Origin of the sequence: Halorubrum halodurans, from assembly GCF_002252985.1 — an archaeon.
GTDB classification, from domain to species: Archaea; Halobacteriota; Halobacteria; order Halobacteriales; family Haloferacaceae; genus Halorubrum; species Halorubrum halodurans.
On sequence record NZ_NHPJ01000035.1, the window covers coordinates 1 to 19,853 of the forward strand.

The 19,853-nt window shown below is 69.7% G+C and carries 22 protein-coding genes and 1 pseudogene; 8 read left to right on the forward strand and 15 right to left on the reverse strand.

Annotated elements, in window-relative coordinates:
• A partial coding sequence (locus DJ70_RS03075) for a hypothetical protein (protein WP_179233941.1) occupies positions 1 to 916 on the reverse strand: 916 nt, incomplete at its 3' end.
• Positions 913 to 2,076 carry a DNA primase small subunit PriS gene (gene priS, locus DJ70_RS03080; RefSeq protein ID WP_094530034.1) on the reverse strand — a complete coding sequence of 388 codons (1,164 nt, stop codon included), beginning with the start codon at positions 2,074 to 2,076 and terminating at the stop codon, positions 913 to 915. The genes DJ70_RS03075 and priS, both read right to left, overlap by 4 nt.
• A 120-nt stretch (positions 2,077 to 2,196) precedes the next feature.
• On the opposite strand from priS, the gene DJ70_RS17180 reads away from it, so the two are divergent.
• The 4 genes from DJ70_RS17180 to DJ70_RS03095 all read left to right on the forward strand — a co-directional run bounded on the left by DJ70_RS17180 (position 2,197) and on the right by DJ70_RS03095 (position 5,504).
• Positions 2,197 to 2,343, forward strand: coding sequence for a hypothetical protein (locus tag DJ70_RS17180; RefSeq protein WP_179233942.1), 147 nt, complete (start codon positions 2,197 to 2,199; stop codon positions 2,341 to 2,343).
• A 434-nt stretch (positions 2,344 to 2,777) separates the two neighbouring features.
• Positions 2,778 to 3,053 (forward strand): PadR family transcriptional regulator, encoded by a 276-nt coding sequence (locus DJ70_RS03085; RefSeq protein WP_066411259.1) that lies wholly within the window; start codon positions 2,778 to 2,780, stop codon positions 3,051 to 3,053.
• 94 nt (positions 3,054 to 3,147) lie between these two features.
• On the forward strand, positions 3,148 to 4,488 hold the full coding sequence (locus tag DJ70_RS03090; protein WP_094530036.1) for an aminotransferase class III-fold pyridoxal phosphate-dependent enzyme: 1,341 nt from the start codon (positions 3,148 to 3,150) through the stop codon (positions 4,486 to 4,488).
• Positions 4,489 to 4,550: 62 nt separating this feature from the next.
• The gene (locus tag DJ70_RS03095) at positions 4,551 to 5,504 is read left to right on the forward strand and encodes an A/G-specific adenine glycosylase (protein ID WP_094530038.1); all 954 of its coding nucleotides are present in this window, start codon (positions 4,551 to 4,553) and stop codon (positions 5,502 to 5,504) included.
• Positions 5,505 to 5,810: 306 nt separating this feature from the next.
• Here the strand turns inward: DJ70_RS03095 and DJ70_RS03100 are convergent, their stop codons facing one another.
• Together DJ70_RS03100 and DJ70_RS03105 are read right to left on the reverse strand one after the other, a co-directional pair.
• On the reverse strand, positions 5,811 to 6,617 hold the full coding sequence (locus tag DJ70_RS03100) for an alpha/beta fold hydrolase (protein ID WP_094530040.1): 807 nt from the start codon (positions 6,615 to 6,617) through the stop codon (positions 5,811 to 5,813).
• A 91-nt stretch (positions 6,618 to 6,708) separates the two neighbouring features.
• Positions 6,709 to 7,395 carry a helix-turn-helix domain-containing protein gene (locus tag DJ70_RS03105; protein WP_094530041.1) on the reverse strand — a complete coding sequence of 229 codons (687 nt, stop codon included), beginning with the start codon at positions 7,393 to 7,395 and terminating at the stop codon, positions 6,709 to 6,711.
• Between the two features lie 171 nt (positions 7,396 to 7,566).
• On the opposite strand from DJ70_RS03105, the gene DJ70_RS03110 reads away from it, so the two are divergent.
• Positions 7,567 to 8,358: an alpha/beta fold hydrolase gene (locus tag DJ70_RS03110; protein WP_094530043.1), complete on the forward strand. Its 792-nt coding sequence runs from the start codon at positions 7,567 to 7,569 to the stop codon at positions 8,356 to 8,358.
• Between the two features lie 254 nt (positions 8,359 to 8,612).
• On the opposite strand, the gene DJ70_RS03115 is transcribed toward DJ70_RS03110, so the two are convergent.
• The 5 genes from DJ70_RS03115 to DJ70_RS03135 form a co-directional block, all read right to left on the reverse strand.
• Positions 8,613 to 9,020 carry a hypothetical protein gene (locus DJ70_RS03115; protein WP_094530045.1) on the reverse strand — a complete coding sequence of 136 codons (408 nt, stop codon included), beginning with the start codon at positions 9,018 to 9,020 and terminating at the stop codon, positions 8,613 to 8,615.
• Positions 9,017 to 10,717, reverse strand: a complete 1,701-nt coding sequence (locus DJ70_RS03120) for a serine hydrolase domain-containing protein (protein WP_094530046.1) — start codon at positions 10,715 to 10,717, stop codon at positions 9,017 to 9,019. Before DJ70_RS03120 ends, DJ70_RS03115 begins: the two co-directional genes overlap by 4 nt.
• Positions 10,718 to 10,800: 83 nt before the next feature.
• Complete coding sequence (locus tag DJ70_RS03125; RefSeq protein WP_094530048.1) at positions 10,801 to 11,502, reverse strand: class I SAM-dependent methyltransferase; 702 nt, start codon at positions 11,500 to 11,502, stop codon at positions 10,801 to 10,803.
• Between the two features lie 199 nt (positions 11,503 to 11,701).
• Entirely contained in the window at positions 11,702 to 12,625 is a 924-nt protein-coding gene (locus tag DJ70_RS03130; RefSeq protein WP_094530050.1) for a winged helix-turn-helix domain-containing protein, read from the reverse strand.
• Between the two features lie 94 nt (positions 12,626 to 12,719).
• Positions 12,720 to 13,178 (reverse strand): hypothetical protein, encoded by a 459-nt coding sequence (locus DJ70_RS03135; RefSeq protein ID WP_218827783.1) that lies wholly within the window; start codon positions 13,176 to 13,178, stop codon positions 12,720 to 12,722.
• Between the two features lie 197 nt (positions 13,179 to 13,375).
• On the opposite strand from DJ70_RS03135, the gene DJ70_RS03140 reads away from it, so the two are divergent.
• The 3 genes from DJ70_RS03140 (at position 13,376) to DJ70_RS03150 (ending at position 15,951) form a co-directional block, all read left to right on the forward strand.
• Entirely contained in the window at positions 13,376 to 14,737 is a 1,362-nt protein-coding gene (locus tag DJ70_RS03140; protein ID WP_094530054.1) for an NAD-dependent succinate-semialdehyde dehydrogenase, read from the forward strand.
• 141 nt (positions 14,738 to 14,878) lie between these two features.
• Positions 14,879 to 15,277, forward strand: a complete 399-nt coding sequence (locus DJ70_RS03145; RefSeq protein WP_094530056.1) for a DUF5778 family protein — start codon at positions 14,879 to 14,881, stop codon at positions 15,275 to 15,277.
• A gap of 47 nt (positions 15,278 to 15,324) precedes the next feature.
• Positions 15,325 to 15,951 (forward strand): alpha/beta hydrolase, encoded by a 627-nt coding sequence (locus DJ70_RS03150; RefSeq protein ID WP_094530058.1) that lies wholly within the window; start codon positions 15,325 to 15,327, stop codon positions 15,949 to 15,951.
• Between the two features lie 25 nt (positions 15,952 to 15,976).
• Here DJ70_RS03150 and DJ70_RS03155 read toward each other — a convergent pair whose 3' ends face one another.
• From DJ70_RS03155 to DJ70_RS03180, 6 genes and pseudogenes are all read right to left on the reverse strand, one after another.
• The gene (locus DJ70_RS03155) at positions 15,977 to 16,486 is read right to left on the reverse strand and encodes a hypothetical protein (RefSeq protein WP_094530060.1); all 510 of its coding nucleotides are present in this window, start codon (positions 16,484 to 16,486) and stop codon (positions 15,977 to 15,979) included.
• Positions 16,487 to 16,491: 5 nt separating this feature from the next.
• Complete coding sequence (locus DJ70_RS03160) at positions 16,492 to 16,821, reverse strand: transcription factor S (RefSeq protein ID WP_094530063.1); 330 nt, start codon at positions 16,819 to 16,821, stop codon at positions 16,492 to 16,494.
• Between the two features lie 59 nt (positions 16,822 to 16,880).
• Positions 16,881 to 17,411 carry a hypothetical protein gene (locus DJ70_RS03165; protein ID WP_094530065.1) on the reverse strand — a complete coding sequence of 177 codons (531 nt, stop codon included), beginning with the start codon at positions 17,409 to 17,411 and terminating at the stop codon, positions 16,881 to 16,883.
• On the reverse strand, positions 17,408 to 18,385 hold the full coding sequence (locus DJ70_RS03170) for a hypothetical protein (RefSeq protein WP_094530067.1): 978 nt from the start codon (positions 18,383 to 18,385) through the stop codon (positions 17,408 to 17,410). The genes DJ70_RS03165 and DJ70_RS03170 overlap by 4 nt, the downstream gene beginning before the upstream one ends.
• A gap of 184 nt (positions 18,386 to 18,569) precedes the next feature.
• The gene (locus DJ70_RS03175; RefSeq protein WP_094530069.1) at positions 18,570 to 19,406 is read right to left on the reverse strand and encodes an RAD55 family ATPase; all 837 of its coding nucleotides are present in this window, start codon (positions 19,404 to 19,406) and stop codon (positions 18,570 to 18,572) included.
• 25 nt (positions 19,407 to 19,431) lie between these two features.
• Positions 19,432 to 19,853 (reverse strand): annotated as a pseudogene (locus DJ70_RS03180) (beta-ribofuranosylaminobenzene 5'-phosphate synthase family protein); the annotation flags it as partial.

Below are 19,853 nucleotides of genomic sequence, written 5' to 3' on the forward strand. Positions count from 1 at the left end.
CGTCGGCCGACGCCGACGCGTCCGTCTCGGTCGGGGGCGGCCCGCTCGCCGTCGACGCCGGCTCCCCGCCGGGCGGATCGGCCACGTCCGGCGCGCCCGGCGGGGCGGGGTCGGGCTCCACGGGCGTCGGGCCGCCGTCGGTGCTCGCGGCGCCGGGTTCGGCGTCGGTCGCGGAGTCGGTCGAGCCGACCGGGTCGCGTGGGTCCGACGGCGACCCGTCGTCGGTCGCGCTCGCGGGATCGCCGCCCATCGCGCCGGCGAGCACGTCCGAGGCCGCCGACGGGTCGGCCTCCGGCGCGGGCGACCCCTCGCCCGCCGAGGGGACCGGATCGTCCCCTCCAGGCGGGGACTGCGAGTCGGCCTCCGGCGGGACGGCGTCGGTCGCGTCCCGCCGGTCGATCCCGCCGGCGGATCCCGGATCCGCCGACGCGTCGGGCGTGTCGGGTGTAGCGGACGTGTCGGCCACATCGGATGCGGTGGGGGACGCGTCGGGCGTGTCTGCCGACTCGCCGTCCCCCGCGGGCGGCACGTCGCCGGCCAGCGTCGCGAGGACCTCAGATTTGTTCGCGCGGATCCGCGCGACGAGGTCGTCGAAGAGCGCGCGCTCCTCGGTCGTCATCCCCTCGGTGTCGACGGACATGTCCGCCGCCGCGAACGACGCGAGCTTGACCACCTTGCCGACGCGGCGCTCGTACAGCGCCTCCGCGACCTCCTCGGCCGTCTCGAGCTCGTCGGACATCCGCCGGACGTCGTCGTCGGAGAAGGGGTCGTCCACCTGCTCCGCGCGCCGGTCGCGCGCGGCACGCAGGTCGGCGACGTAGGCGGCCACGTCGTCGTAGAAGGCGTCCCGCAGGTGCTGGAGGCTGTCCTTGCGGCGTTCCTTCGCCTGTACCGAGCGCAGTTCGTCCAGGTTCATCGTTCGGGGGCCTTCCGCGCCTCGCCGCGGGCCATCAAGAAGACGCCCGCGAACTCGGGTACGGTGTTCTCGCCGGCTTGGAGTGTGACCCTCTTGCCGTTTAACTCTACCGTCGCGTCCGCGTCGGTCTCGACCCGGATGTCGCGGCCGGCGAAGCGGTCGGGCACCGCGTCCCGAAGCGGGTCGAACGCGTCGAGCTCGTCGCGGTCGATCGGCGTGACGACGAGCCCCGACCCGCCGTGGAGCGTTCCGGGGAGGCGGATGAGCCGGCGCGTGTCGGTCGTCACCGGCTCGTCGATCGGGGCGGCGTCGGTCGCGGCCACGCGGGCGGCGAGCGCGGAGACGAGCCGGCGCACGCCCGGCCCCCCGGCCTCGACGTTGCCCTCGCGGACCGCGTCCGGATTGCGGTCGAACGCGCCCAGGATCGTCTCGGCGCGGCCCTCGCCGATCCCGTCGAGCTCCATGAGCCGCTCGCGGGCGTCCGCGTCGTCCATCTCGCGGAGGTCGTCGGCGTACTCGACGAGCGCCTCGTGGACGCGCGCGCCCCAGCCGCCCTCGGTCCGGAGCACGCGCTTCGGCGTTCCGCGGTCGGAGACGGTGCGGATCAGCCCGTCGGCGTCGAGGTCTATCGCGCGGACGTAGTCGACGACCTCCCGTCGGGCCTCGCTGCCCAGCTCCCGGACCGACTCGTCGCGGACGTGGACGTGGTAGCCGCGTCCGCCGGAGAAGACGACCGTGAGGTCCTCGAACGCGAAGTCGTTCTCGAGGAAGTCGAGCAGCCGCAGGAGGGCCTCCTTACACGCCGCGAGCATCTCCCGGTACGTCGCCGCCTCCGGGTCGGTTCCGGGGAGGTGGTCGGCGTCGAGGTCGAAGACGAGGTCGGCGGAGCGCCACCCCTTCTTCGACATGGTCGACGCGCCCGGATCGTCGTATCGCGCGGCCGAGAAGTAGGCGTGTCGGGGGGCGTTGTCGGCGAAGAACGTGTCGAGGTCCCCCAGGTCGTACGTCGACTGGTGGCGGACCATCGTCGTGCCCGACCCCGGCGTCCACGGGATGTGTCCCCACTCGCGGAGGTGTGCGTCCGGCGGCGGCGACAGCGAGACCCCCCGGTAGTAGTCGCGGAACCGCCCCCGAAGGTACTCGCGCGTCCGATCGTCCATCGTTCCACCCAGTATCCCCGGTCGCCGTATAGGCGTGTCGCTCGCGGGCGACCGATCCGATCGGAACCGCCGATCGACGGCGACCACAACCCTTTGAGTCGGCCCCCCTTACCCCTCGACATGCGCTCGGAAGAGGAGGTCCGCGAGCAGTACGAGTTCCTGTGCGAGGAGTTGGCCGACGAGGAGATGTCCCACCGCGGCGTCGAGGAGCTGTTCACTCACTACAAGCGCGCGCTCGGCTGGGTGTTGGAGGAGGAACACATGTGAGTCGGGCTCGATAGGTTTATTAGTATCAACCCGGTACAGTCGGGTGACGCTTCGTCTGGAGGGCCGAAGCGTCAGCGGGGACCAATCTCGAACGCTCGCCTCGCGCGGCTTTTTTCCGCGCGGGGCCCGCGTTCGTTCTCGACGGATCGACCGCCGAGCCGTCGGCTCGACGACGCGGCGTCCGCCGACTCGACATCGGCCGACGAGTCGCCGGTGACCCCTCGAGACCTCGACGACCGCGTGTCTGTTCGTTCCTATACATTCTATGACACGAATGTGGCGTCGAAAACGCGTGCCGATCCGGCGATCATCGTATTTCAGTTGACAGTACCGAACGGAGTACTTCACCGCGGTACGTGTCCGATGGCTCCGTATTCGGGGTTCCATGTAACGGTATATTTATTTATTTTCCACGTATATGTCCGCGCACCAGCATGTATGACCTCACGGGTTTCCAGCGCGACTTGCTCTACGTCATCGCCGGCCTCGAGGAGCCGCACGGATTGGCGATAAAGGACGAGCTGGAGGACTACTACGAGAAGGAGATCCACCACGGTCGGCTCTACCCGAACCTGGACACGCTCGTCGAGAAGGGCCTCGTCGAGAAGGGGCAACGCGACCGACGGACGAACTACTACACGCTCACCCGGCGCGGGCGGCGCGAGATCGACGCCCGCACGGAGTGGGAGACCACGTACATCGAGCACTGACGGGGTCGGTCGGGCGGGACGTGGACACGTTCTTCACGAACCTTCCTCCCATGGTAGCCCCCTCCTTTTTCGCGGTCGGGATGCACGCGAGCGTATGGACCGTGACACGGTAACACCCGAAGTGACCGAGTTCCCCGGCGAGCGAGCCCAGGAGTGGGTCGACTACCACCACCGATCGGCGGCACCGAGCACCTACGTCTACGAGTTCGTCTGGGACCGCACCGCGCCCGCGACGGGTCCCTTCTGTACCGACGTCGACGGCAACGTCCTCATGGACTTCACGAGCCACGTCGCCGCCGCGCCGCTCGGGTACAACAACCCGCTCATCACCGAACCGCTCGAGGAGTTCGGGGTCGTCGACCCGACGAAGATCGCGGGCCAGGACTTCTACGTCTCCGACGGCAAGCCGCCGGGCGAGGCGACGCCCGGCCCCGCCGACCTCATGGACCGGCTCACGGATATCACCTCCCACTACGACATGGACACCGTCTTCCTCTCGAACTCGGGAGCGGAGGCGGTCGAGAACGCGATCAAGATCTCCTACGACGACGCCGACGGCGCGAAGTACGCGATCACCTTCGAGGGGGCGTTCCACGGCCGCACCCTCGGCGCGCTGTCTCTCAACCGCTCGAAGTCCGTCTACCGCCGGGACTTCCCCGAGATGAGCGGCGTCCACGACGTGCCCTACTGTGACGACCGGACCTGCTCGGCGGACACCTGCTCGTGCGGCTTCTTCGCCGACGGCGAGTCCAAGCTGCGCGAGAAGCTCGACCCGAAGGCCGGCCACATCGACCCCGACGAGGTGGCGTACCTCATCATGGAGCCGATCCAGGGCGAGGGCGGCTACCGGTTCCCCTCCGAGGCGTTCACCGACGAGATCGCCGACCTCGTCGAGGAGCACGACATCACCCTCATCGCCGACGAGATCCAGTCCGGGCTCGGCCGTACCGGCGAGATGTGGGGCGCGGACAACTACGCGATCGAGCCCGACGTGATCACGAGCGCGAAGGGACTCCGCGTCGGCGCGACCGTCTCCCGCTCGGACGTCTTCCCCGAGGAGACCGGCCGTATCTCCTCGACGTGGGGGGCCGGCGACGTCGTCGGCGCGCTCCAGGGGTCGCTCACGATCGACGCCATCCGCGAGGAGGGCCTCATGGAGAACGCGAGCGAACGCGGCCGACAGTTCCTCGAGGTCATGCGCGACGCCGACCCCGAGGGCGTCGTCGACGTGCGCGGCAAGGGGCTGATGCTCGCCGTCGAGTTCGACACGACGGACCGGCGCGACGAGGTGGTCGACCGGGCGGTCCAGCACGGGCTTCTCACCCTCGCGTGCGGCCGGAAGGTGATCCGGATCCTCCCGCCGCTCGACGTCACCGAGCGCGAGATCGAGCTCGGCTGTGAGCTGTTGACGGCCGCGATCGAGGACGTCGCCTGAGGAACGCACCGGCCGGCGAGTCGGACCACCACGGATAAACCGCCCGCCGCCCGACGGGGCGTATGACCGACGCCGACGACGTCGCCGGTTCCGGGCTCGCCGACGGCGACGCTCCCTCCCTCCCTGCGGATCTCGAGGCGGTCCGCGACGCGCTCCGCGAGTGGTACGAGGCGGACCACCGCGAGTTCCCCTGGCGGCGGACGACGGACCCCTACGCGATCCTCGTCAGCGAGGTGATGAGCCAGCAGACCCAGCTCGACCGGGTCGTCCCCGCGTGGGAGGACTTCCTCGAGCGCTGGCCGACCGCGGCCGACCTCGCCGCCGCCGACCGGAGCGACGTGGTCGCCTTCTGGTCGGACCACTCGCTCGGCTACAACAACCGCGCGACGTACCTCCACGAGGCGGCGACGCAGGTCGAAACCGAGTACGGCGGGGCGTTTCCCGACTCCCCGGAGGAGCTTCAGGAGCTGATGGGCGTCGGCCCCTACACCGCCAACGCGGTGGCGTCGTTCGCGTTCAACGACGGCGACGCGGTCGTCGACACCAACGTGAAACGCGTGCTCCACCGCGCCTTCGACGTTCCCGACGACGACGGGGCCTTCGAGCGGGTCGCCTCCCGTCTCATGCCCGACGGCGACTCCCGGCTCTGGAACAACGCGATCATGGAGCTCGGCGGCGTCGCCTGCGGGCAGAAGCCGCGCTGTGACGAGGCCGGCTGTCCGTGGCGCGAGTGGTGTCACGCCTACCGGACCGGCGACTTCACCGCGCCCGACGTGCCCACCCAGCCGAGCTTCGAGGGGAGCCGGCGACAGTTCCGGGGCCGGATCGTTCGACTCCTCGGCGAACACGACGAGATGGCGCTGGACGCGCTCGGCCACCGGATCCGCGTGGATTACACGCCCGACGGGGAGCACGGGCGGGAGTGGCTCCGCGGGCTGCTTTCGGACCTGGCAGAGGACGGGCTCGTCGACGTCGAGGGGTCCGGCGAGGAGACGATCGCCCGTCTTCGGGGATAGCGGCCGGCTCGAGATCCGGAGCCACGGCACTGACCGACCGGCGAGAGGGAACGCTCGACGGCGCACGGGAACCGCGGGGGAAACGAAAGCGCGAACGACACTGCGTGGCCGCTCACCACGAACGCGAGCTCCGCGTTTCGGTCCGGCGTCGCGTTTCGATCCGTGGTGTTACCGGTGGACATCGCGTGGGTCCTTCGCTCTCCGATGACTGCTACCGGTACCGACCCGTCTCCGGGCCGAGTACTGTACTCGTCAGCGGATGGTTCGACGCGGCGTCGGAACGACAGCTACGAGGGAGATCCGGCTCTAATCGTCACCGTTCGGGACAGAAGCCGCCTTCTCGTCGATGAAGGAGCGCACCTGGGCGGTGACGCGGTCCGGTGCCTCCGTCGGCCCGCCGTGACCGACGCCCTCGAACTCGACGAACTCGCCGTCCGGAAGGGCTTCGTCGACCGCCCGAATGCCGTCCCGAAGGTGGGGCGGCCCCTCGGTTCCGGTCAACAGGAGCGACGGCGCGTCGACGTCCAGGGACTCGGGGAGTCGGTACCGTTCGATGGCGCGGTTGATCCGGACGACGTTTTCGGTCAGCGCGACGATGTCCGGCCACGGCGGCCACTCGGCGAGCCACCCGTCGAGATCGTCGATATCGCCGCCGTGTATGACCTCGCGAACGTAGAACTTCATCGCCCGTCGGCGGTCTCCGTTATCGATTCGGGCCTGCATCCGTGACGCGAGGTCGGCCTGCCGTCTGTACTCGCCGACGAGGACTGCCGGTTCGTACGCGACGAGCTTCTCGACCGAGGCGGTTCGAGCGGTTTCGACCGCCAGCAGACCGCCGAACGAGTGCCCGAACAGAACCGGCGATCCGTCCACCGCGTCGATGACCGCACGGACGTCCTCGACTCCGCGGTCGAGGCTGTACTCCGCGGAGTCGCCGCTTTCGCCGACTCCGCGGCGATGGGGAACGATGACGGTATGATCGTCGGCGAATCGGGGAACGATCGGTTTCCAATACTCGGGAGAGGAGCCGCCGTGAAGGAGGATCACCGGCGGTCCCTCTCCGTGTCGTTCGAACGCGATACTGGTACCGTCGGCGGACGTGACCGTCTGCATCGTGCGTTCCGTCGTACGGGCGGGACCGGGGAACCGCTGTCTCTCAACCGTCCGGCCGTTTAAATGCGCACCCGGTCCGACGCGTCGCGGTTCACTCGGGGAGGGGCGGCCACGCCGTCGCCACCGTCTCCTCGATGAGCCGCGTCTCGGCCCGGCGCAGCCGCTCGGAGAGCGACGACGCAGAGATGCCCAGCTCCGTGGCGACTTCTTCCAGTGACGCCTGCCGCGGGATCTCGAAATGGCCCATCTCGTACGCCGTCCGGAGCGCCTCCTGTTGGTGATCGGTTAGCCCGTCGCCGGGCGGTTTGGACTCCCCGTCACGGGTGAGACGAGACAAGCTGAAATCGGCGTTCCGTCGCCAGAACGTCGAGAACTCGTCGAACGCGTCTCGGTCGGCAAACCACCCCGTCTGTCGCCAACCGTTCGGTAACACCTCGATCCGCTCGATGATCGCGTCCGCCGTCGCGAGCGCCTCGAGCCCCGCGAGGTCGTCGACGTGATCGCCGAGTTGTTCCTCGAAACTGAGCGCCGGCAGTACCTGGTACCGACGCGTGTCGCCGGCCTCCCCGACGAGCGTCCATTCGTTGACGTCGTAGGCGTCGGAAAGCGCGTTCGCGACCTCCCGGTCGGACCCGTCCGTCACGGTGACGAGAAACAGGGGGCGTCCCCCGTGGTTGAACTGTAGTTCGAGGATCAGCGTCGTCTCGGGCAGCGTCGCTGCTACCTCGACGAGCGGAAGGGCGTCACAGCGGATCTCGAATTCGGCGACGAGCCTCATACGCGACGGTTGATGCCGGCGTTAATGGGAGTGTTGAAGACTCGACCGCGAGGAGAAGCCCCCCGAGTATGCCGTGCCACTCCTCGGTGACTCGTCCGCTCCTCTCGATACCTAAACGGCCCAATGACTGAGAGTGCGGCTTAGCCCTGTCGCCTTCGAACACGGATCCGCATGGTGACGACACGGTCCGTCGATGGTACCGGGATAGCCTACGAACGACACGGCGACGGGCAGCCGCTGATCTGCCTCCACGGCGGGATGGCTCCCAGACAATACTGGCAGCCGGTCCGACCGTACTTCGACGAGTACGGGGTCGTGGTCCCGCAGCGGCCGGGATTCGGCACGTGTCTCGAGGATCCGGCGGCGATCGGCGCCGACGAGGTGCTGAACCGGGAGGTACGGTACGTCCGAACGCTCGCCGATGCCGTCGACGGCGACCCGATCCTGTTCGGTCACTCCTACGGCGCGCTGACGGCGATCGAAGCTGCGACGGGTACGGCGGTCGACGCGGTCCTCGCGTACGAACCGGCGGTCCTCCCCGACGGCTACCGAACGGAGGCCGACCTCGCTGACCGGATGGCCACGCTCGTCGACGACGGCGAACGTCGGGAGGCCGTGAAACGCTACGTCGAGCAGGTCCTCCACCCCGACGGCATCGACGATCTCGATACGTGGCTCGCCGAGTGGCCGGTCTGGCCGGACTGCGTCGACCTCGCCGAGGAAGTCGTCCGGATGAATCGTGCCGTCGAACGGTACCGGCTCCCCGCCGGCCTCGACGTCGAGGCACCCGTGCTCGTGATGACCGGCACGAACGGACCGGACTTCCTGCGCGAGAGCGCTCGCGAGGTTCACGAGGCGCTTCCGCACAGTCGCCTCGTCGAGTTCGATGGTGTAAGCCACAGCGGTCCGGGCGAAGCGCCGGAACGCGTCTCGGAAGAGGTCCGTTCCTTCCTCCGCACCTAGTCGATAACGGACGGGGTGTCTCACGCGCTCCTCGGCCACACGAGGTTTCCCCGCCACGGAAGCCCGTATCACCGAGCGAGCTGTCGCCGAGAGTGACCCTTGACGCAGGAGCGTGCACCGCGACGGCGTTCCGAATCCAAGCGGATCGAACCGGTTCCGACGTGTCGCGTTGGTTCGGCTCCGCCGAGACGTCCGTTCTTCTCACGCCGATCGGCAGCGTTCGGCCCGCGATCTCCGGCAGGCTCGGGGAGCACTCACGACGGCAGGAATCCCAGCGTCGAGAGCTGCCAGGTGAACACGAGACCCAGTAGTGCCAGTACCGTCTGGTGGATACGTGCGACAAGCGACCAGTAGCGGTACCGCCACGCCGACAACGCCCCGACGGTCGTCCCGAGCGTGAGGGCACCGACGAGATACGGGAGCGCGAGCGCGATCCGCATCGGCAGGGGTCGCGTGAAGAGCGTGCGCTCGCCGCCGGTCTCGAGGACGAAGACGAGGAGTAGGACGAATCCGATCGAGACGGCACTCAGGCCGACGCCCGCCGCACGGGCGAGCCACGACGCGCTCGTCGATCGACGTCTCCCGCCGTGCGTGAACCCGCCTCGCTCGTCGCCCCCGTGCTGCCGTTCGGCTCGTCGTTGCGGGACGTCCCGGTCCGTCATTCGGCGGCCTCCGTGCCGGCTCCCTCGTCGGTCCGACGCCGCTTCGACCGCCGCCACGCGCCGTGTCCGCCTCGGCAGACGAGCGAGAGACCGAAGCCCGACAGCGCCGTCCCGAGGACGCCGCCGGCGACGATCCGGCGTTCGTGGAACGGAACGGGCCGGTAGACCCCGGTAGGCTCGCTGCTCACGTTCAGCACGTCCACCTCCCCGTCCGTGACCTCGAAGGCGAGGACGTCGTGACCGCCGACCTCCTCGTACACGTACGGCTCGGTCTCGACCCACCGTCGAGCGTCTCCTTCGATGGTCGTCGTCCGAAGGCGGCCGTCGGCTGCGGGCTCGACGGTCAGGCGTTCGAGCAGGTCGACGACGTGGAGGGGCCCGCTCCGCGGGAGATACGTGGGACCGTACTCGCCGGCAACGGTTTCGGCGCGTTCCCGACCGCCCGCTCTCGACGTCGGCGTCGGCGTCGTCGGCGCTGGCTGGAGTCCGTACTCCGCGACGATCTCGTCGACGACCGCTTTCGGACCCTCGCTCGGGTTGCTGTTGAACGCGACGAAGATGCCGACGTCGGCGTCCGGGGCGAGCAGGAGATAGCTGGCGAAGTCGACCGTCGCTCCCGAGTGGCCGATGAGGTCGACCTCGGGGTCCCCGTACTCGTGGAACCCGTACCGCCAATTCGTGACCGCCGGGTGACGGACGTGGTGGCGGCTGTGCATCGCCGCGACGGCGTCCGGGCCGAGGATCCGCGTGTCGCCGACTGCGCCGTCGCCGAGGTGTACACGCATGAACGCCGCCATGTCCGTCGCCGTCGCGCTCAACGAACCCGCTGGACGCATGTTGATGTACACGTCGTCGGCCGTCAGGAACGAGTCACCGTCGCGGACGTGTGGCGTGGCGAGGTCGCCAGGCCGGTCCGACGGGACGGGCTGGGCGAACGTGCTGTGAACCATACCGAGCGGGTCGAGGATCTCCGCCTGAACGTGCTCCTCGAACGTCGTGTCGTGGACCTCGGCGACGACGTGGCCGGCGAGCGCCGCGCCGTAGTTCGAGTACCCGACGAGTTCTCCGGGCGGCCGGACGCGCGCCGGCTGCTGACCGGCGAGTAACGCCTCCAGCGAGTCGAGAGCCCCCGGATCGGCGACGACGTCCGGATCGAGCGCGGATTCGAACCCCGCGGTGTGCGTGCCGAGATGTCGGAGCGTCACGGGATCGTCGTACGTGGCCGGAACCGTGACGGCGGAGTCGCCGAGATACGAGTTGACGTCGGCGTCGAGGTCGAGCACGCCCCGTTCGACGCCCCGCATGACGGCGGTGTAGGTCACGAGCTTGCCGACCGACCCGACTCTGAACGCCGTCTCGTCGGACCGAACCGGAACGCCGGTATCGACGTCCGCAGCGCCGTACCCCTTGACGAGAACGGGGTCGTCTCCGGTGACGACGGCGACGGTGGCTCCGGGCGTCGTCGTCCCGATCCGTTCGTCGATGGCCCGGTCGACGACCGCTTCCAGTTCGTTCGCGTCGGTGAACGTGCCCTCGTCCGGCCGTGAGTCGGTGCTCCGGGAGGTCGTCGCGGCGTCCGTTCGACCGGCCGCGGTTCCGGGCCCGGCGAGTCCGAGGCCGGCGAGTCCGGCGAGGAACGACCGTCTCGTGGTTCTAGCGGCGCGATCGTCCGTCGTGGAGAGTCGCGATCGTGTCATCAGTCCGAACGGGTGTGGGTGGGGTGGTCGCGTAGCCGGGCGGTAGGGCCGTGGCGTCGCCAGCGTGTCCGTGGGATCACGATTCACCTCGGGGTCGCGTCGATGGCGACGACGAGACCGAACGACGCGGTCGATGCGTTCCGGACCGGGAGTCCGGCCCGTTCCACGGTCTCCAGCGGCTCGTGGTTCAGCCGGCAGCCGTTCTTCTCGTAGTGGGAGTCGGCACGCCGGTCCTGAAGCCAGGCGAGCGGCGCGACGTCGCTGCGCCCGTGTTCAAGCAGCAGGATCCTCCCGTCGGGGGTACAGACCCGCTCCATCTCCCGGAGCGCGGCGACCGGATCGGGGAACGTACACGTGGAGAACGACGAGATGACGGCGTCGAAGCTGTCGTCCGGGAGATCGAGCGCCTGGGCGTCCATCCGGTGAACCGTGCCGCTCAGATCGAGTCCGTCGAGCTCGCTGCGGGCGTGGGCGAGCATCTCGTCGCTGACGTCGACCCCGACGACCTCGCTCGCTGACGGGAGGTGGCGGAAGTTCCGTCCGGTGCCACAGGCGACGTCGAGGACCCGCCCGCTCGCCTGCCCGAACTGGCGGCGACGATACCGACCGACGAACGGCCGCTCGAGCCCTCGCCACCGTGCCAGTTCGTCCGCCACGTCCGCGTACGCGTCGGCGATCTCGTCGGCCGATTTCGATCGTCGCCGTACTGCCCGCCGTCGATCGGCGTTCTCGCCGGGTGTTCGATGCTCCTGGCCCGTCGTGTCGTGGGAATCGCTCGATCGCATGTGTGGAAGCTCCGTCGACCGCGAGCGTGAGTCGGGCCGCCGACGCCGATAAAAACATCGGATTTCTTATAATTTGTCGGATCCGCTTCAAAACTCGATTTGAGCGGAGATCCGCGATGCTCCGCGTCCGGCACCGACGATCGGAGAACGGCACGACGAGCACCCCCGTCCGCTCAACGCCGCTTTCGTAACGGTTCTGTCAGGACGGCCGAAACTCGCCGCTCGCGCCTCGCACGCGCTCCGTCCCCACCACCGTCGCGGTCGAGTCGAGGCGGAGTCGAACCGCGTCGTCGCCGTGGCGCAACACGACTTCGTACTCTTCGGGGTCGGACGACGTCCGTTCGGACGTCCAGCAGCCCTTGTAGAGGCGTTCGTGGAACTCCCAGACGCCCCGCGCCGTCACGTCGACGCCGCGATCCCAATGGAAGGCGATCGAGGCCGGGTGGTGGACGACGCTGTAGGTCAACGGGCTGTTGTACTCCCGGAGACACTCCTCACACGTACTCGTCACCACGTACGGATCAGCGTCGGGCAACGGACTCTCGGGCACCGCACTCACCTCGACGGACGGACGTGCCCCACACTCCGGACACATCCCCCGCCGGATCTGCCCGGCGTCCTCCGCGCTGCGTAGCTTGATGCTCCGTACGAGCGACTCGCCGTCCCGCGTCCTGACCTGTGCGGGCGTGATCGGCTGTCCCGTAACCTGTTTCTCACAGGCCGTACAGTCGATCCGGAGGAACTGATGCGAGCGCTTCGCCTCCAGCGCCTCCCCGCCGCAGAAGACGCACCGTCCCTCGACCGATACGGGTCCGAACGACTCCGGTTGCTCGTAATTCCTCGACAGGATGAACCGAACGATGCGCTCTCCGGCGTGTGAAAGCGAGTACCCGTCGTCGCCCTTCCGGAGATAGACCCCCGTGAGCTCTCCGAGGTGGTACGACAGCTTGGACGTGTTCTCCACGTCGACCTCGTCGTAGATCTCCGAGAAGGCGAGTTCGGCCGCCCCCGACCCGACCCCCTCGAGCTCATGCTGTGTCACAGCGACGGCGCGGAGAACGTCAACTCGTGTGTCGTCGGCGAGAAGGCGAAACACGTCCGCAGCCGAGCGGTCCTCCGTCATCGTTTCTCGTGTTCGTTCCCAGTTCGTCGGCGATATTGAAACCCCGCCCGAACGCTCCGCTCGATCGGCCCGCCCGTCGTCGCCCGGCGTGACGTCACCCTTCGGCGATCGATTGACAGTCCGCTTCGAGCCGAACGCCCGGTGATCCGTCCCGATCGTTCTCCACGTGGATCTCGATGCCGGTCTCGTTCGGGCCGTCGCAGGGAAGCGCCGGCTGGGCGACGCCGGGCCAGTCGCGTTCGAACCGGGCTCCGTCAACGGCCACGACGACCGTTTCGGGGTCGGTCGACGCCGGGAACGTCGCGTCCTCGTCAGCCTCGTTCCCGTCCGAGAGCCGGTACCGCTTCTCGAAAAGGACGTCACCGCCCTCGTTCGTGATCGTCACCGTAACGCGGTGGCTCTCCTCACGGTCGCCGAGATACGTCTTCACCCAGTGCGGGGCGGACTCTCCCGTGCTCTGCTTCGAGGATGAACCCGGAGCCGTACAGCCGCCCAGGGGAGCGAGTACCGCGCCCGTACCCGCCAGAAGTGCGCGCCGGCTGATGGAGGGCATCGTGTTCCGCACCTCCGTCCGTTCGCTAAAAGGTCGTTGCTATTACTGCTATATAGGTGATCGAACCGGGCGATCGGCGTGGAGTAACTGATTTATGTTTCACTAGCACCGATCTACCCGAGAATAGAAACTTTATTTAATTATTCCTCCTCGGTTCCCATGGAAAGGCATAGGTGCGGGGGCCGGGATCTCCGCCCATGGACGTGGTCGATCCCGCGACCGGCGAGACGGTCGAGACGTACGAGGAGGACGACGCGGCGGACGTCGCGGACGCGCTGGACCGCGCGGAGGCGGCCTTCGACTCCTGGCGCGAGCGCCCACGACGCGAACGCGAGGAGCTGCTCGTCGCCGCGGCCGAGATCCTCCGCGAGCGGAAGTCCGAGTACGCCGAACTCGTGACGCGGGAGATGGGCAAGCCGATCGAGCAGGCGGAAGGCGAGATCGAGAAGTGCGCGTGGGTGTGTGACCACTACGCCGAGTTCGCGAGCGCCTACCTCGAGGACGAGTACCACCCGAGCCCGCCCGGATCGGAGGTCAAGACCTCCTACGAGCCGCTCGGACCCGTCCTCGCCGTGATGCCGTGGAACTTCCCGTTCTGGCAGGTGTTCCGCTTCGCCGCGCCGAACCTCGTCGCCGGCAACGTCGGCCTGCTGAAACACGCCTCGAACGTCCCCGGCTGCGCGCTCGCCATCGAAGAGGTGCTCCGCGACGCCGGCTTCCCCGAGGACGCCTTCCAGACGCTCCTCGTCCCCTCGGACCTCGTCGAGGACGCCATCGACGACGACCGGGTGAAGGCGACGACGCTCACGGGCAGCGGCCCCGCCGGGAGCGCGGTCGCGTCCGCGTCCGGAAAGCGGATCAAGAAGTCCGTCCTCGAGCTCGGCGGCAGCGACCCGTTCGTCGTCCTCGACGACGCCGACCTGGAGACGACGATCGAGGAGGGCGTCTGGGCGCGCAACCAGAACTCCGGGCAGTCGTGTATCGCCGCGAAACGCTTCGTCGTCCACGACGACGTCTACGACGAGTTCGTCTCGGGGCTCGTCGAGGGGGCCGAAGCGCTGACCGTGGGCGACCCGACCGACCGCGACACCGACGTGGGGCCGCAGGCCAGCGCCGACCTGATGGCGGAGCTCCACGACCAGGTCGAACGGAGCGTCGAGGCGGGCGCGACCCTCGAGACGGGCGGGGCGCCGCTCGACCGCGACGGAGCGTTCTACCCGCCGACGGTGCTGACGGACGTCCCGGACGACGCCCCGGCCGCCGAGGACGAGCTGTTCGGTCCCGTGGCGGCCGTCTTCCGCGTCGACGACGAGGCGGAGGCGATCGAGCGGGCCAACGACACCCGGTTCGGGCTCGGCGCGAGCGTCTGGACGACAGACCGGGAGCGCGGCGAGCGGCTCGCCCGCGAGATCGACGCGGGCTGCGTCTACGTCAACCGCGTCGTCGCCTCCGACCCGCGGGTGCCGTTCGGCGGCGTCGGGATCTCCGGGTTCGGCCGGGAGCTTTCGGAGGCGGGCATCAAGGAGTTCGTGAACCGGAAGACCGTCTGGGTACAGTGAGCCGGCGGGAGACTCCGCGGGATCGGACCGGGTGGCGGCAGGATCCGCTGGGTCGGGCGCGGTAGCGGGCGACCCGGCAGGACGGGTCCGGCGTCGCGCCGGAACCGTCACTCGTTTAGCGTCGGAACCGAACGATCGGGCATGAGCGAGACCCTGGAGTCGGACCTCTACCAACGGACGAAGGCACTCCTGGAACCCGGCGACATCGATCTCGTCGGCTGTATCGTCCACACGGAGTTGTCCGGACAGGAGGACCTCGAGATGCACGAGCTCACCGTCGACGCCAACGAGGTCATCGCCGACCACGCCGGGAAGGGCGAGACGTACATCGAGGCGGGTAACGACGACGCCGACTTCTCCTCGAACCAGTTCCAGGGACGCACCCTCGACGAGGAGGCGTTCGTCTGGGAGTGCCAACAGCTCCTGCGCGAGGGTACCTTCGACGTGGTGTTCTACTACGAGGCCGGCGTCGATCAGGCGGCGCTCGCCGACGACCTGGCCGACCTCGACGGCGTCGACCGCGTGACGCAGGTCCCCTGAAGGGGATCCGACCGCGAGCGACGCCGTTCCATGAGCGACACCGTTCCATGAGCGATACCGTCCTGATCCCCGGCGGCCGCGACGTTCGCGCGACCCTGGACGCCGCCGCGGGCGACGACACCCGATCCGAGGCGGTCGTCGTCGCCTGCCCGCCGCACCCGCGTCACGGGGGCCACCGCGGCGACGAGCGCCTCGTCGCCGCGAGCGACGCGCTCACTGACCGCGGGATCGACTGTCTCCGGTTCGACTACGGCGCGTACGACGAGGGATACGGCGAGTGTACCGACGCGGACAACGCCGTCGGCTGGGCGCTCGATCGCTACGCGCGGGTCGGGCTCTTCGGCTACTCCTTCGGCGGCACCGTCGCGCTCGTCGCGGCCGCGAGCGGACCGAAGCTCGCCGGCGTCTGCGCGCTCGCGCCGACCGACCGGCTCGCGAGCGAGATCGACGCGGTCGCCGCGCTCGACGACCTCGCGGCGCGGGGCGCGAGCGTCCGGATCGTGTACGCGAACCGGGACGCGACCGTCGACTGGGAGCCGGTCGTCGAGCGGGCGCGGGAGCTGGGTCTGGAGGTCGTCGAGCTCGACGCCGACCACTTCCTCGTCGGCCGCGCCGGCGACGCCGCAGAGCCCGTCGCCGAGGCGTTCGGTCGGTGGCTCCGTGGAGAGGAGTAGCTCGGGGCCCCGTCCGGAACCCGTCTCACCGCAGCCCGTCGATCAGCTCGGCGGCCAGCCGCTCGCCGCGGGCGGGGTCGTACCCCTCCATCCGGAGGTGCGCGAGGGGCGCGACGTACGGGTTCGGCTCCCAGTGTGCCCACACCTCCGTCGCGCCGTCCGGGGCCGGAAACAGCCGGACGTGGACCTGCCAGTCGCCGGTGATCCCCTCGGGCCGGTGGACGAAGCTGCCGACCTCGTGGACCGTCTCCCCGTCGCGGTCGTACGCGTGGAAGTACGCGCGGACGAGTTCGGAGAAGCCGCACTCCGGCAGCCGCTCGCGAGTCTCCGCCGGCGTGTGCGGCAGGGTGCCGGCGTACTCGTCGTCGGGCGGCGGCAACACCCGGACGTGGGTCGGGACGGCGTCGGGCAACAGCGCGAGCAGCCGGCCGACCGCCAGCCGGAGCCGCCAGAACCCGAGGGCGCGCCCGACGAGGAACCCGCCGGCCGCGAGGACCGGAACGGCCGCGAGGAGGCGACGGCGTCGCGCGCGCATCGGGCTCAGTTGTACCCGCGCCAGCGGCGGCCGCACTCCTTGCACTTGAAGAATCGCGTCGGCGGCTCGTCGGCCGCGCCGGTCTGTTTGATCGTGTACCACGCCTCGCCGTGGCCGCAGGCCTCACAGACGACGTCGGTGGCGGTGGGTTTCCCCTCGAAGTTCGCGCCCTCCTCCGTCTCGATCACCTCCTCGCCGGTCTGTTCGGTCGTCGACTCGAACCGCTCGGCGAGCGCCTCGTCGCGCTCGGTCGTCGCCCCGCAGTCGTCGTTTCGACACACCATCACGCCGTCCCGCGAGACCATCATCGAGCCGCAGTCGTCACAGAACTGCATCTCCTCCGGATACGCCCCGGACGCCCTTATGATCCCCGTTGATCGCGGCCGTCCGCGGGTCACTCCTCGAACCGCCCGTGGCGGTCGAACCGCGGGCCGTCGTCGGTCACCATCGGACAGTCGCGGACGCGGAACTCCTCGAAGCCGATCACCTCGAGTATCGACGCCCCCTCGTACGTACAGGCGGTCTCCGGCGGTTCCGAGAAGTGCGGACAGCGGTGACAGTACGTCCGCTTGTCGACGACGTGGTCGATCGGCTCGTGGGGGTCCGGCTCCGTGAACGTCGCGTCCACGCCGAGGCCGCCGTCGACGGCGTCCTCCTCCAGCGCGTCCCAGACGCCGTCGACGTCGACCTCGTCGACCTCCATCCGCTCGAACGGGTCGCCGTCCGCCTCCGAGAACCCGTCCCCGGCGTCGAGCTCCGCGAACGGATCCGCCTCGATCCCGTGCGTTTCGTTCAGGTCGTCCGTCTCGTCCGGGCCGTGCGTTTCGTTCAGGCCGTCCGTCTCGTCCGGGGCGTCCGTCTCGTTCAGGTCGCCTCCCCAGCTGAAGCCGTCTCCGTCGTGATCGTCGTCGGATCCGCCGCTCATCGTCCGCCCCGAGCGTGTTCGCGGACGTCGTCGGCGTCGCGGTCGATCGCCTCCCCGTCGCGGGCGGACCGCCCGCCGCCGCGCCCGTCGCCGCGCGCGTTCGAATCCACGTCGCCCTCGAGCGCCGGCCTGTCGTCGACCGGCAGCGTCGAGCGACGGTAGAACCGCTCCGCGGGGTCGAGGTCGTCGAACCGGGACTCACAGTAGGGACACTCCGGGGTCGAGAGCAGCGAGAGGCGAACGGTGTTCCCACAGCCGCCGCAGTCGGCCTTCTTCACCCCGTGTCGGTTCGCCGACCGGAGGATGGCGTCGAGCCGATCGCGGTCGGCGCGCTCGCGTCGAACCGCACGGATCTCGCGCTGTGCGCGGACGACCGCGCTCGCGACCCGCGAGAGCTTCTCCGACCGGTCCTCGCCGGCCGCGGCCAGGTCCTCGAGGCGGTCCTCGGCGCCGTCGAGCCGGGCTTCGGCGTCGACGAGCCGGTCCGCCGCGTCGGAGAGGTCTCCCTCCACGGTCGCGACGCGGCCGTCGATCCCGTCGACCTCGCTCTCGACCGCCGTCACCGTCCCGTCGAGCCTGGAGAGCGCGTCTTCGAGCGACTCGACGCGGGTCTCCACGGCGTCGAGTCCCTCGGCGACGCTCGCCGCGTCGGCCGCGACCGCCTCCAGCCGCTCGGTCGTCTCGGGGTGGTCGTGGTCCGCCTCCGCTTTCCCCTCCAGGTCGCGGTAGAGCCGGACGAAGCGTTCACGGAGGTCCTCGACGTCCTCGTCGACCGACGAGCGGAGCGACTCGACCTCCGAGCGCGCCGATCCCACCGACCCCTCCAGCCGGTCGGTCGTCTCCCGGAGGTCGGCGATCGCCGACCGGATCTCGGCGAGGTCACTGCCGAGCCCGTCGACGCTCGCCACGCCGCGGCCGTCGCTCCCTGGGTCCGCGGCGTCCGCGCCGTCCCCCCCGCCGGCGGAGTCGCTCATCGCGATACCCTCTGCATCTACGCCACGTTCGGCGGCGAGACATAAGTAACCTGCCGCGTGGTTCTCCGGATCGATACTCGCGGCGGCCGCGTCGTCGCCGTGATCCACCCGTGCCCGCTCCCGTTCCGCCGCCCCCGGCCGGTTCCGCCGCGCTCGGCCGGTTTCGCCGCGATCGCCCGACCGCTCACCGGATCTTCCGGACGTCGCTGATGTCGAAGCCGCCGTCGTGGACCTCCGTCTCGAACCGGACGATGTTCTCGGCCTCGAGCCGCGAGAGGACGCCGCGGAACTCCCGGACGAACATGGTGCGGGCGCGTTTCGAGCCGCCGCTCTCCCAGGCGAACTGGAGGGTGCCGCCGGCGGCGTCCATCAGCGTCCCGAACTCGCGGTCGGTGAGCGCGTCCTGGTTGACCAACACCAGGATCAGCCCCTCCCACCGGGTGGCGGCCTTCTTCAGCCCCTTCATCACCATCGCGATGTCGCTCCACTCCATGTCGTCGGAGGCGGCGGAGACGAGGTCGGTCACGGAGTCGATACAGACCACGTTGCCGGCGGCGTGCTCGGTCAGGTAGTCGCCGAAGGCGGTGAGCACGTCGTCGTAGCGTCCGTGGTCGCCCAGATCCGCGATCGTCGTCGTCTCGCCCTCGTACCACTCCCGCGGGATCGGGCTGAGCTGGAAGAACTCCGGCGAGAGGTCGCGGAACGCGATCCCCTCGACGGCGGCGTCGACGACCTCCTCGGCGAGCGTGTACTCCATCTCCCTCGTCAGCGCCGCCTCGTCGGCGGTGAACGAGAGGTAGTGGACCGCCGGCGGGACCGCCGCGTCGCCGGGGAGGTCGCCGTAGTAGAGGTCGAAGAGCTCCTCGTCGGTCCGCCCGAGGGCGTTCATCGCCGCGCTCGTGTAGAGGAACTCCCGCGCGCCGGCTCCCGACTCCCCGGCGAGCAGCACCACGCTTCCGGGCGGCGCGCCGCCGTCCAGGATCGAATCCAGTCGGGCGACGCCGAACGGGACACTCGACATACCACGGTACGGGATGCGGCCCCGCTTAGTGTTGTCCCTCGTCGCGGTCGCGAGCGAGACTCCCCGAGCCGTCCGAACCGCCCGGCCCGCCACGAACCCGCGCGCCCTCGTTCGCGGCCCGGACGACGGCGACGCCCCCGGCGACGCCGGCCGCCTCGAGCGCGCGTTCGCCGGCCTCCGCGGCCGCGTCGGCGCGGTCGGCGTCGGTGACCCCATAGACGGCCGGCCCCCAGGAGGACTGCCCCGCCCCGAACACCGCCGGCGACGCCGACAGCGACGCGACCACGTCGCCGACCGGCGGCCGGTAGACGCCGCCCTGCTCGTCGGCGTACCACGCGCCGTTGAGCCGCCCCACCGACGCGACCGCCGCGCCGAACGCCTCCGCGCGCCCCGCCGCGACCGCGGGCAGCACCCGACGGGTGACGATCCCCGCGATCCGGTCGGCGA

Excerpts from the sequence above, each read along its gene's own strand:
- DJ70_RS03105 (WP_094530041.1), bottom strand. The coding sequence starts at position 7,395 with ATGAGGCTCGTCGCCGAATTCGAGATCCGCTGTGACGCCCTTCCGCTC.
- DJ70_RS03170 (WP_094530067.1), bottom strand. The coding sequence starts at position 18,385 with ATGAGCGACTCCGCCGGCGGGGGGGACGGCGCGGACGCCGCGGACCCA.
- DJ70_RS03165 (WP_094530065.1), bottom strand. The coding sequence starts at position 17,411 with ATGAGCGGCGGATCCGACGACGATCACGACGGAGACGGCTTCAGCTGG.
- DJ70_RS03100 (WP_094530040.1), bottom strand. The coding sequence starts at position 6,617 with ATGCAGACGGTCACGTCCGCCGACGGTACCAGTATCGCGTTCGAACGA.
- DJ70_RS03140 (WP_094530054.1), top strand. The coding sequence starts at position 13,376 with ATGGACGTGGTCGATCCCGCGACCGGCGAGACGGTCGAGACGTACGAG.
- DJ70_RS03085 (WP_066411259.1), top strand. The coding sequence starts at position 2,778 with ATGTATGACCTCACGGGTTTCCAGCGCGACTTGCTCTACGTCATCGCC.
- DJ70_RS03125 (WP_094530048.1), bottom strand. The coding sequence starts at position 11,502 with ATGCGATCGAGCGATTCCCACGACACGACGGGCCAGGAGCATCGAACA.
- DJ70_RS03110 (WP_094530043.1), top strand. The coding sequence starts at position 7,567 with ATGGTGACGACACGGTCCGTCGATGGTACCGGGATAGCCTACGAACGA.
- DJ70_RS03175 (WP_094530069.1), bottom strand. The coding sequence starts at position 19,406 with ATGTCGAGTGTCCCGTTCGGCGTCGCCCGACTGGATTCGATCCTGGAC.
- DJ70_RS03150 (WP_094530058.1), top strand. The coding sequence starts at position 15,325 with ATGAGCGATACCGTCCTGATCCCCGGCGGCCGCGACGTTCGCGCGACC.
- DJ70_RS03130 (WP_094530050.1), bottom strand. The coding sequence starts at position 12,625 with ATGACGGAGGACCGCTCGGCTGCGGACGTGTTTCGCCTTCTCGCCGAC.
- DJ70_RS03115 (WP_094530045.1), bottom strand. The coding sequence starts at position 9,020 with ATGACGGACCGGGACGTCCCGCAACGACGAGCCGAACGGCAGCACGGG.
- DJ70_RS03155 (WP_094530060.1), bottom strand. The coding sequence starts at position 16,486 with ATGCGCGCGCGACGCCGTCGCCTCCTCGCGGCCGTTCCGGTCCTCGCG.
- DJ70_RS03145 (WP_094530056.1), top strand. The coding sequence starts at position 14,879 with ATGAGCGAGACCCTGGAGTCGGACCTCTACCAACGGACGAAGGCACTC.
- priS (WP_094530034.1), bottom strand. The coding sequence starts at position 2,076 with ATGGACGATCGGACGCGCGAGTACCTTCGGGGGCGGTTCCGCGACTAC.
- DJ70_RS03135 (WP_218827783.1), bottom strand. The coding sequence starts at position 13,178 with ATGCCCTCCATCAGCCGGCGCGCACTTCTGGCGGGTACGGGCGCGGTA.
- DJ70_RS03090 (WP_094530036.1), top strand. The coding sequence starts at position 3,148 with ATGGACCGTGACACGGTAACACCCGAAGTGACCGAGTTCCCCGGCGAG.
- DJ70_RS17180 (WP_179233942.1), top strand. The coding sequence starts at position 2,197 with ATGCGCTCGGAAGAGGAGGTCCGCGAGCAGTACGAGTTCCTGTGCGAG.
- DJ70_RS03160 (WP_094530063.1), bottom strand. The coding sequence starts at position 16,821 with ATGCAGTTCTGTGACGACTGCGGCTCGATGATGGTCTCGCGGGACGGC.
- DJ70_RS03095 (WP_094530038.1), top strand. The coding sequence starts at position 4,551 with ATGACCGACGCCGACGACGTCGCCGGTTCCGGGCTCGCCGACGGCGAC.
- DJ70_RS03120 (WP_094530046.1), bottom strand. The coding sequence starts at position 10,717 with ATGACACGATCGCGACTCTCCACGACGGACGATCGCGCCGCTAGAACC.